The following is a 9,623-nucleotide window of genomic DNA, read 5'->3' as shown; positions in this document are numbered from 1 at the left end:
GCGCGGCGACGTCAACTACGCCTGGCCCACCGCCGAGATCGCGGTGATGGGGGCCAAGGGGGCGGTGGAGATCATCTTCCGCCAGGAGGCCAAGGACCCACAGGCCCTGGCCGCCCGCGAGGCCGAATACAAGGACCGCTTCGCCAACCCGTTCGTCGCCGCCTCCCGCGGCTACATCGACGACGTCATCATGCCCCACGGCACCCGCAAGCGCATCGTCCGCGCCCTCAAATCCCTCAAGGGCAAGGAATTGTCCAACCCCTGGAAGAAGCACGACAATATCCCGCTCTAGGCGAGGTCGTCGCTACTTCACGACATCCATCCGCACGCTGAGCGTCCCGTCGGGATTGCCGGGCGACTTGGGCGCGCCGCCGAACGCAGCGGCATAGGCCGGAGCCAGCAGCGTCTGGAAGGCCGAGAGAGGCACGACGACCTCGTAGTCGCCCTCGGCGTAGGGGCCGACCACATAGGGATCGATCAGCACCGTCAGCCCGCCGATCTTGCCCGGGATCGTCGACGGGGCCAGGACCACCACAGTCTGGTTCCACTTGGGGCAGGCGAACATGGCGCTGAAGGGGACGGCTCCCTCGCGATGAGTCTTGGCCTGGGCCACCGCGTCGCAGATCGCCTTGTCCAGCACGGACATGTCGGCGTTCGGGCGGAACAGGGCCTTGGGCTGGACCTCGCGCCGGGCGGCGTCGTCCCAGACCAGGCTGGAGCCGCCGTGGTTGGGGTGGGCCCCGCCGGTGTCCTCGAACCACAGGGCCCGCAAGCCGACCAGCGGCGGGGTGTCGGCGACCAGGAACCACTGGCTCTGGCGGGCGTAGGGCCGCCAGGGGAACTTGCCGTCCGAGGCCTTGCGGTCGGCCTGGGCCTTGGCGGCGAAGGTCTTCAGGCCCGCCGTCTCGCGGTCGTAGAGCAGGGCGTGCAGGGCGGGATGGTTGGCGATCTCGGCCGGCAGGCGCAGGGCGACCTTGGCCGCCTCGTCGGACTGGTCGAAGGCCAGGGGACGAGCCATGGCGGGGGACGCCGGAGCGGCCTTCGACACCGCGACCGGCGCTTGCGGCGGCGCGGCCGGCTTGCGCCCGCAGGCGGCCAGGACGACGACCAGGCCGAGGGCGGCGAAGGGCAGGGTTTTGATCGACGGCATGGACATTCCTCCAGAACGCCGCCCCCGCCAGCTGGCTCCACCCTGCCTTGCACGGCTCGAACCGTCCATGGACCCTTTCCAGCGTGATGACTCGTCGCCCAATCGGCCGAACGCGGTTAGATCGACGCGGCGAAACGGGGGCGAGCATGAGACCTCAGGGGTTGTGGCTGATGCTGGCGGCGAGCGCCGCGGTGCTGGGGGCCTGTTCGACGACCACCCCGCCGACGGGGCCGGCGACGGCCCCCGCCGGCATGAAGTGGAACGCCTTCGCCACGCCCGACGCCGAGCAGCGTCTGGCCTACGGCCTGCCCGACAGCGACGCGGTCGGAATCATCTTCTCCTGCCGGCGCAAGGCGACCAGCGTCGGCTTCCTCACCAACCTGGTCGAGGGCAAGCCAGGGTCCGGGAGCGTGCGTCTGCGGTCCGGCAAGGTCCAGGGCCGCTACGCCGCCAGGCTGACCCGATCCGAGATCGCCGACGGCCTGGATGCGACCGGCCAGATCCCCCTGGCCGATCCGGTGTTGGCCGCCTTCGAGCAGACCGGCCTGATCAGCCAGATCGAGGACAGGGCCTACCCGCAGGATGCGCGTACGTCCGCCGAACGGGCCGACATCAGGCGCTTCTTCGGCTTCTGCCGGGGCTGACCGGCGCTTTCGGTTGACGCCCGCCGGGCGCGCCCGTCAAATGCCCAAGCCCGCGTGGGGGTGGATAGCCGGTGGCGACCGCGAGATGGACGACCAGGTCGCCTTTCTCCAGAGAACCGAAGCCTTGCGCGCCGCGGTCGATCGGCGGCTGGCCGAGCTGGCCCCGCCCGTGGGCTCGGCGCCGGACCGCCTGGTCGAGGCGGTGCGCTATGCGCTGCTGGCCCCGGGAAAGCGCTTCCGTCCGATGGTGACCTTGCTGGCCGCCGCCGAGCTGGGCGCGCCCGAAGGCGCGGCGCTGGACGTGGGCTGCGCGTTCGAGATGATCCACGCCGCCTCGCTGATCCTGGACGACCTGCCGTCGATGGACGACGCGGGCCTGCGTCGCGGCCTGCCGACCATCCATCGGGCCTTCGACGAGGCGACGGCCATCCTGGCCGGGGTGGGGCTGCTGAACCAGGCCTATGCGGTGATCGCCGCCGACCGGGGCCTGCCGGCCGCGCTGCGATCCGAATTAGCGGGGCGCGCGGCCCAGGCCGTCGGCTTTTCCGGCCTGATCGCCGGCCAGGCCCGCGATCTGTTCGATCGCGACCAGTTGCGCGATCCGGCCGTCCTGGAGCGGCTCAATCACCAGAAGACCGGCGTGCTGATCGTCGCCGCCGCCCAGGGCGGGGCGCTGGTGGCCGGCGCGCCCCCGGCGGCGGTCGAGGCGGTGGGCGTCTTCGCCCGCCATATCGGCCTGGCCTTCCAAATCCGCGACGACCTGATCGACGTCCAGGGCTCGGTCGAGGCGGCGGGCAAGGACGTCGGCAAGGACGTGGCCATGGCCACGGTGGTCTCGACCCTGGGTCCAGCCGGCGCCCGCCAGGCCATGGAGGCGCACCTCGCCAAGGCCTCCGACGCTCTGGCCCAGGCCGGGTGCAGCGGCCTGCTGGGCCGCTATGTCGGCGAGCTGTTCGCCCGACGCAAGGCGGCGGCGTGACGGGCCAAACCGTTTCGCCGGACCCCATCGCAACGGTCAGCGGCGCGGTCCACGCCTATGGCGGTCGGCCCGTGCTGCGCGGCGTCGACCTGGTCCTGCGTCCGGGCGAGATCTACGCCCTGCTGGGCCCGAACGGGGCCGGTAAGACCACCCTGGTCCGCGTCCTCTGCGGGCGCATCCGACCGGACGGCGGCGCGGCGCGGCTGAACGGCCGCGATCCCGCCCGGGTCCCGGCGGCGCGCGCAGGCCTGGGCCTGGTTCCCCAGGAGATCGCCCTCTATCCGAACCTGACGGTGGCTGAGAACGTCAGGACCTTCGCGGTCCTGGCCGACGTGCCGCGCGCCGGACTGGCCTCGGCCGTGACCCGGGCTCTGGACCTGACCCGCACGACCGACCGGGCGCAGACGCCGGTCAAGCATCTGTCGGGCGGCTACCAGCGCCGGGCCAACATCGCCGCCGCCATCGTCCACCAGCCGAGCCTGCTGATTCTGGACGAGCCCACGGTCGGCGTCGACCTGGACGCCCGCGAGGCGCTGGACGCGGTGATCCGCGGCCTGCGCGACCTGGGCGTGGCGGTGCTGATGACCACCCACGACCTCGACCAGGCCGCGGCCCTGGCCGATCGCGTCGGCTTCCTGCGCGAGGGCGAACTGGTGCTGGAGGGGGCGCCGAAAGCCCTGGTCGCCGAGGCGTTCGGCGAGCGGATGGAGATCCAGGTTCACCTGGCCGAGGAGGTCGACGCCCTCGCCCAGGACCGCCTGGCCGCCGAGGGGCTGGAGCGCACGAGCCGGCCGACGGTGTGGATCCGGCTGGACGCCGACGGCTACGCGGCGGCGGGCCGGCTGGACCAGCGCCTGCGCGCGGCGGGGCTGGCCCCGCGCGAGATCCGGGTACGCGCGCCGTCCCTGGCCCAGCTGTTCAGTCGGGTGGCCGGGCGGGCGTCAGCGGCGTGATGCGGGCCTTGCGGAAGATGGCCGCCATGGCGCGTGTGATGGCGCTGGGCCTGTGGCGCGACCGCGGCGCGCTGCTGATGACCTTTCTGCTGCCGCCGCTGGTGTTCCTGATCTTCTCCTCGGTGTTCGCCGGGACGACGGGCGACGATATCCAGCTGAAGCTGGCCGTGGCCGACACGGCCCATACCCCAGACTCCGGCCGGTTGGCGGCGGCGCTGGTCCGCTCGCCCGAGGTCCGCGCCGAGCTCGCCCCGACGGCCGACGCCGTGCGGCGACGTGTCAAGGCGGGACAGGCCGACGCTGGCTTGGTGATCCGCGCCGACCCGGCCTCGGCCGACAAGCCGTTTCTGATCATCGCAGACCCCAGTCGCGCCGTGGCCGCGCCCCTGGCGCAGGCCCGGGTGCAGCAGGTCCTGGCCGACGCCCTGCCGGATGTCACCCTGCGGCGCACGGTCGCCCAGCTGGAGCCCGCCCTCGGCGGCTTCACCGACGAGCAGATCGAGAACGCCGACAGCGCCGCGGCCCTGATGCGCCAGGATCCCGAGCACGACGACGGCGGCTTCTTCGAGCGCGAGGCGGTCAAGGACGCCAAGGTCGGCGGCGGGGTGATCGCCTATTACGCCGGGGCGGTGATGATCCTGTTCGCCCTGTTCTCGGCCATGCAGGGCGCGCTGGGCCTGATGGACGAGCGGAGCACGGGCGTGGCCGACCGCCTGCTGGCGGGCGCGGCGGGCATGGGGCCGGTGGTCAGCGGCAAGTTCGTGTTCCTGGTCGGGCAGGGGATGGTGCAGGCGCTGGTGATCTTCGCGGCCGCCCAAGTCGTGTATGGCGTGACGGCGGTCCAGCATGCGGTCCTGTGGCTGCCGACGACCCTGGCCGCCAGCATCTGCGCGGCCGGGCTGGCCCTGGGGCTGGTGTCGGTGTGCCGCACGCGCGAGCAGGCCCAGATGCTGTCGACCTTCGTGATCCTGGTCCTGGCGGCGATCGGCGGCAGCATGGTCCCGCGCTTCCTGATGCCGCCCTGGCTGCAATCGGTGGGCTGGCTGACCCCGCACGCCTGGGCTATCGAGGCCTATCAGGCGATCCTCTGGCGCGACGCCGGGGTCGGGGCGGTGTATAAGGCCTGGTGCGTGCTGACCGCCGCCGGCCTGGCCGGCCTGGTCGTCGCGCAACTGCTGGCGTGCCGGATTCGGCGATAGACAGGACGACGATGGCGACCCTTGGTCTGCACCTGGCCCTGTTCCTGGCGGCCCTGGCCTTCATGGAGGGCTTCGCCTGGGTCATGCACCGCTACGTGATGCACGGCTGGCTGTGGGTTTGGCACCGTTCGCACCACGAGCCGCGCACCGGCCTGTTCGAACTCAACGACCTGTTCGCCGTGGTGTTCGCCGCCCCCGCCATCGTGGCGATCTATTTCGGCGTCCACGGCGCGCCCTGGCTGCTGCCGATCGGCCTGGGGATCACCGCCTATGGCGCGATCTATTTCGTGTTCCACGACGGCATGGTGCACCAGCGGTTCAAGGTCCCCCTGGGCCGGTCGCGCTACTGGAAGCAGCTGATCCAGGCCCACCGGATCCACCACGCGGTGCACACCAAGCACGGCGCGGTGTCGTTCGGCTTCCTGCTGGCCCGGCCGGTACGGGAGCTGAAGGCGAAGCTTCGGGAGCGGGACGCCGACGGCGCACTTCCGTAGACCATCAACCGTCGGCGGTTTCGGGGAGGGAACCATGACCGAGACAGTGATCAGGACGCCCTGGCACCTGTGGCTGGTGGGCGTCATCGCCGTGCTGTTCAACGCCATCGGCGTCTTCGATTTCGTGATGAGCATGACGCGGGGCGCGGCCTACATGGCCGGCGCGGGCATGACGCCGGAGCAGATCGCCCACTACCAGCACCTGCCGGCCTGGATGACCATCGACTGGGCCGTCGGGGTGTTCGGCGCCTTGACCGGCTCGGTGCTGATCGTGTTGCGCCACCGGCTGGCCTGGCCCGCCCTGGCCGTCTCGCTGGCGGCGTTCCTGGTCAGCGTGGCCTACACCTACCTGCTGTCGGACGGCGGCCGGATCATGGGGCCGCAAATGGCGGTCATGAGCGCGGTCATCGCGGGGCTGCTGGCGGTCTTCACGGCCTATGCGTGGTGGATGACGCGACGTGGCGTGTTGCGGTAGGGGGCGGGAACCTCCTCTGTGGGCGCTGTCGGCGAAGCTGACTGAGGGGGCTTACCCTAGATCTTCGACCACAACGCTGGCCGTTGCGGGGTCGGACCCCAGCGGTCCAGGGTCGCCGAGCGCAGGGCCACGACGCCGCCTTCCAGCGCCCGCCAGGCCTTCATCCGGCCGCTGACCACCACCCGCTCGTTCCAGGCGTGCTCGCCGGCCTTGACGACGTCCAGCCCGATCTGACGATAGACCCCGCGCGCCGCCCCGATCGCCCAGGCGCAGCGGACCGGCAGGTCGCGCAGGCCCCAGCGGGCCGAGGCGTAGTAGGGCTCGGCGGCGTCGACCAATCGCCTGGCCAGGGCGGCCACGGCGGCGCGATGGGCGGTATTGGCGACCGCGTCCTCAGGTATGGAAAGCTCGACCAGCCAGTCGCCGGGGACGTAGACCCGGCCGTTGCGGGCGTCCTCGACGATGTCGCGGGCGATGTTGGTCAGCTGGAAGGCCAGGCCCAGGTCCTGGGCGCGGCGCAGGGTGGCCACGGCGTCCGGCTTCACGCCCATGACCAGGGCCATCATCGTTCCGACCACCCCGGCCACGCCCCAGCAGTAGTCGAGAAGCTCGTCCAGCGTGGCGTAACGCCGGCCGGCCACGTCCATGGCGAAGCCGTCGATCATGTCCAGCGCGTAGCGTTCGGGAATGCCGCGGCGCAGGGCGACGGTCTGGAAGGCGGCGAACACAGGGTCGGTCGGGGTCTCGCCGGCCATGGCCGCGCGGGTCTGGGCGTACAGCGCCTGCAGCCGGGCCGGGGCGTCGGCCACCGGGCTCATGCCGTGGCCCAGGGTCTGGCCGTCGATCACGTCGTCGCAATGGCGGCACCAGGCGTACAGCATCTCGGCGTCGGCCCGGGTCTGGGCGTCGAACAGGGCGGCGGCGGCGGCGAAACTCTTGCTGCCCTTCTGGATCGCCTCGCGGCTTTGAGCCTCCAGATCACTCATGCGTCGGCGGTCGCGTAGTCGTCGATCATCAAGCCCGCGGTCGCCTTAGCCGAGCCAACCACGCCGGGGATGCCCGCGCCCGGATGGGTGCCGGCCCCGACAAAATAGAGGTTGGGGATCACGTCGTCGCGGTTGTGAGTGCGGAAAAAGGCGCTCTGGGTCAGGATCGGCTCCAGCGAGAAGGCCGCGCCTTTCCAAGCATTGAGATCGGCCACGAAGTCGTCCGGGGTGATGAAGCGGCTGGTGACCAGGTCGGCGGTCAGGCCCGGAATGTAGTGCTTCTCAAGATAGGCCAGGATCTTGTCGCGGTACTTCGGCCCTTCTATCGACCAGTCGATGTTGGCAGTCTTCAGGTTGGGCACCGGCGACAGGGCGTAGAAGGCCGAGCAGCCCTCCGGAGCCATCATTGGGTCGCTGGCGGTGGGATGGTGCAGATACAGCGAGAAGTCGTCGGCCAGACCGTCCTTGCCATAGATCTCGCCGATCAGCTCGCGATAGCGGGCGCCAAAGCAGATGGTGTGGTGACGGATCTCCGGGTGGGTGGTCTTCAGCCCGAAATAGACCACGAACAGCGATGGGCTCCAGCGCTTGGCTTCCAGGGCCTTGCCCACCTTGGCGCCCCTCGGATCGTCGGCGAGAAGCTCGCGATAGGTGTGCATGACGTCGGCGTTGGAGGCGACGGTGTCGAAGGCCTCGAACCGGCCGTCGGCGCGGATCACGCCGGTGACGCGGCCGGCCTGGGTGGTGATCTTCTGGATCGGCGCCGACAGGTGGACCGTCCCGCCCAAATCCTCGAACAGTTTCACCAGCGCCCGGATCAGGGCGTGGGTGCCGCCGCGCGGGAACCAGACGCCGCCGCGGCGCTCCAGGGCGTGGATCAGGGCGTAGATCGACGAGGTGGCGAACGGGCTGCCGCCGACCAGCAGGCTGTGGAACGACAGCGCCTGGCGCACATGCTCGTCCTTCACGAAGCCAGCCACCTTGTCATAGACGCTGCGCCAGGCCTGCAGCTTCATCAGGGCCGGAGCCGAGGCGATCATGCTGCCGAAATCGAGGAAAGGCACGGCGCCCAGCTCGACATAGCCCTTCTGGTACAGCTCTTCGGAATAGGCGTGGAAGCGGCGATAACCCTCGACGTCGGCGGGGTTGCGGGCGGCGATCTGGGCGTCGAGCTTCTCCTGGTCGTTGACATAGTCGAAGACGTCGCCGTCCTCCCAGACCAGGCGATAGAACGGGTCGACCGGCAGCAGCTCGACATAGTCCTCGATCCGGCGGCCGGAGAGCGCGAACAGGTCCTTCAGGCAGTCGGGATCGGTGACCACCGTCGGGCCGGCGTCGAAGGTGAAGCCCTGGTCATGCCAGACATAGGCCCGGCCGCCCGGCTTCTCGCGGCCCTCGAAGACGGTGACGTCGAAGCCCGAGGCCTGGAGGCGGATCGCCAGGGCCAGGCCCCCGAACCCCGCGCCGATCACCGCGGCCTTCGGCTTGGTCTGGGTCATGCGTCTTGTCCTCCGAACGCCGAGCTTTCATCGATGCACTTGATGGCCGCCGCGATCGGCACGGGCGGCTTGCCGATCAGGATCCGCGCCTTGTCCCATCGGCTCAGGCGGGCGGCGTAGAAGCGCTGGATCAGCCCGGCGGGCAGGCGGTAGAAGCGCTCCAGCACCTTGTAGCGGTCCTGCGGCGCGCAGGCCCGGAACAGCATGCGGTTCAGCAGGCGCAGGAAGCGCCGTTGCCGCCAGACGGCCTTGGACCGGGCCTCGACGCAGGCGCGGACGCTGGCGCTGGTGATGCGGGGCAGGGCGGCGATGGTCTCGGCCAGGCGGGCGGCGTCGGGCAAGGAGTAGCCAGTGGTCGGCTGGAACAGGGCCGCGCGCAGGCCCACTTCGGCGACGTGCGGCCCGGCCTCGCGCCAGTAGGCGTCGATGTCGCCGCCCAAGGCGATGGGCAGGATGCCGTCCTCCTCGCGCTCGACCTCGGCGATGGTCCAGCCCTGGGCCTTGGCGTAGGCGGCGATGGCGCGGCGCAGGGCGGGACGATCCAGGGCCGGGCCGTCGCTGTAGCGGGTGTCCTCGATCAGCAGGCGCGTGGCGTCCAGCGGCAGGACATAGACGAAGCGATAGCCGTCCTCCTGCGAGACCGTGGCGTCCATGATGATCGGCCTGGTCAGGCCGTGCGGCCCGGTCAGCCGCACGCCCTGGCCGACGAACTTCTGGTAGCCCAGCGCCAGGCTGGGGCTCTTGCGCGGGCCGCGTCCGTCGATCACCGCGCCGGCCGCGATGGTCAGGCCGCCGGCCAGGGTCACCTGGTGCGGATTGATCTCCACCACGCTCGCTGACAGCCAGGCGTCGGCCCTCAGGGCGGCCGTCACCACTTGGTGCAGGCGCTCGGAGGTGATGGCCACGTAATCGGTCGGCAGCCGCCGCTGGTGGGCGGGAAACCGCACCTCATAGCCCGACCAGCGATGGACGATCAGCGGCCGCAGCCAGCCGGCCTCGACCGCGTCGACATCGGTGGCGAAGTGGCACCAGGTATGCTCGCCCCCGACCGTCGGACCCTGTTCCAGCAGGATCACGCGCAGCCGCGGCCGCAGGCTTTTCAGCCGCAGGGCGATCAGGCCGTTGGCCAGCCCGCCGCCCACCAGGACGACGTCGGCGCGTTGGGTCGGAGGCGCGGAGACCATCGTTCGGCTCTAGCATGATTGGGCGAAGCTCAAGCGACTTCCTGCGCGTCGCGGCGGATA

At 70.8% G+C, this 9,623-nt stretch carries 11 protein-coding genes; 7 read left to right on the top strand and 4 right to left on the bottom strand.

What is annotated here, in order from left to right:
* Positions 1-292 (top strand): carboxyl transferase domain-containing protein (locus EV278_RS16160; protein ID WP_279389379.1); only part of this gene is annotated, 292 nt, incomplete at its 5' end.
* 12 nt (positions 293-304) lie between these two features.
* Here EV278_RS16160 and EV278_RS16155 read toward each other — a convergent pair.
* Positions 305-1,150, bottom strand: a complete 846-nt coding sequence (locus EV278_RS16155; RefSeq protein WP_243692215.1) for a DUF3298 and DUF4163 domain-containing protein — start codon at positions 1,148-1,150, stop codon at positions 305-307.
* A gap of 146 nt (positions 1,151-1,296) precedes the next feature.
* On the opposite strand from EV278_RS16155, the gene EV278_RS16150 reads away from it, so the two are divergent.
* From EV278_RS16150 to EV278_RS16125, 6 genes are all read left to right on the top strand, one after another.
* Entirely contained in the window at positions 1,297-1,794 is a 498-nt protein-coding gene (locus EV278_RS16150; RefSeq protein WP_165916668.1) for a hypothetical protein, read from the top strand.
* Between the two features lie 85 nt (positions 1,795-1,879).
* The gene (locus tag EV278_RS16145) at positions 1,880-2,773 is read left to right on the top strand and encodes a polyprenyl synthetase family protein (protein WP_132093582.1); all 894 of its coding nucleotides are present in this window, start codon (positions 1,880-1,882) and stop codon (positions 2,771-2,773) included.
* Positions 2,770-3,726 (top strand): ABC transporter ATP-binding protein, encoded by a 957-nt coding sequence (locus EV278_RS16140; RefSeq protein ID WP_132093579.1) that lies wholly within the window; start codon positions 2,770-2,772, stop codon positions 3,724-3,726. The genes EV278_RS16145 and EV278_RS16140 overlap by 4 nt, the downstream gene beginning before the upstream one ends.
* A gap of 26 nt (positions 3,727-3,752) precedes the next feature.
* Entirely contained in the window at positions 3,753-4,925 is a 1,173-nt protein-coding gene (locus tag EV278_RS16135; RefSeq protein WP_243692214.1) for an ABC transporter permease, read from the top strand.
* 11 nt (positions 4,926-4,936) lie between these two features.
* The gene (locus EV278_RS16130; RefSeq protein ID WP_132093573.1) at positions 4,937-5,419 is read left to right on the top strand and encodes a sterol desaturase family protein; all 483 of its coding nucleotides are present in this window, start codon (positions 4,937-4,939) and stop codon (positions 5,417-5,419) included.
* 34 nt (positions 5,420-5,453) lie between these two features.
* On the top strand, positions 5,454-5,894 hold the full coding sequence (locus tag EV278_RS16125) for a hypothetical protein (RefSeq protein WP_132093570.1): 441 nt from the start codon (positions 5,454-5,456) through the stop codon (positions 5,892-5,894).
* Between the two features lie 56 nt (positions 5,895-5,950).
* On the opposite strand, the gene EV278_RS16120 is transcribed toward EV278_RS16125, so the two are convergent.
* From EV278_RS16120 to crtY, 3 genes are read right to left on the bottom strand one after another with little or no spacing between them, the layout of a single operon-like run.
* Positions 5,951-6,880, bottom strand: coding sequence for a phytoene/squalene synthase family protein (locus EV278_RS16120; protein ID WP_132093567.1), 930 nt, complete (start codon positions 6,878-6,880; stop codon positions 5,951-5,953).
* On the bottom strand, positions 6,877-8,379 hold the full coding sequence (locus EV278_RS16115) for a phytoene desaturase (protein WP_132093564.1): 1,503 nt from the start codon (positions 8,377-8,379) through the stop codon (positions 6,877-6,879). The genes EV278_RS16120 and EV278_RS16115 overlap by 4 nt, the downstream gene beginning before the upstream one ends.
* Positions 8,376-9,563 (bottom strand): lycopene beta-cyclase CrtY, encoded by a 1,188-nt coding sequence (gene crtY, locus EV278_RS16110; protein WP_132093561.1) that lies wholly within the window; start codon positions 9,561-9,563, stop codon positions 8,376-8,378. Before crtY ends, EV278_RS16115 begins: the two co-directional genes overlap by 4 nt.
* Positions 9,564-9,623 lie beyond the last annotated feature (60 nt).

The sequence above is a fragment of the Caulobacter sp. BK020 genome (assembly GCF_004342605.1).
Taxonomy (GTDB): Bacteria; Pseudomonadota; Alphaproteobacteria; order Caulobacterales; family Caulobacteraceae; genus Caulobacter.
This window is presented reverse-complemented; position numbering and strand designations above follow the sequence as displayed.

Excerpts from the sequence above, each read along its gene's own strand:
- EV278_RS16155 (WP_243692215.1), bottom strand. The coding sequence starts at position 1,150 with ATGCCGTCGATCAAAACCCTGCCCTTCGCCGCCCTCGGCCTGGTCGTC.
- EV278_RS16150 (WP_165916668.1), top strand. The coding sequence starts at position 1,297 with ATGAGACCTCAGGGGTTGTGGCTGATGCTGGCGGCGAGCGCCGCGGTG.
- EV278_RS16145 (WP_132093582.1), top strand. The coding sequence starts at position 1,880 with ATGGACGACCAGGTCGCCTTTCTCCAGAGAACCGAAGCCTTGCGCGCC.
- EV278_RS16135 (WP_243692214.1), top strand. The coding sequence starts at position 3,753 with ATGGCGCGTGTGATGGCGCTGGGCCTGTGGCGCGACCGCGGCGCGCTG.
- EV278_RS16130 (WP_132093573.1), top strand. The coding sequence starts at position 4,937 with ATGGCGACCCTTGGTCTGCACCTGGCCCTGTTCCTGGCGGCCCTGGCC.
- EV278_RS16125 (WP_132093570.1), top strand. The coding sequence starts at position 5,454 with ATGACCGAGACAGTGATCAGGACGCCCTGGCACCTGTGGCTGGTGGGC.
- EV278_RS16120 (WP_132093567.1), bottom strand. The coding sequence starts at position 6,880 with ATGAGTGATCTGGAGGCTCAAAGCCGCGAGGCGATCCAGAAGGGCAGC.
- EV278_RS16115 (WP_132093564.1), bottom strand. The coding sequence starts at position 8,379 with ATGACCCAGACCAAGCCGAAGGCCGCGGTGATCGGCGCGGGGTTCGGG.
- crtY (WP_132093561.1), bottom strand. The coding sequence starts at position 9,563 with ATGGTCTCCGCGCCTCCGACCCAACGCGCCGACGTCGTCCTGGTGGGC.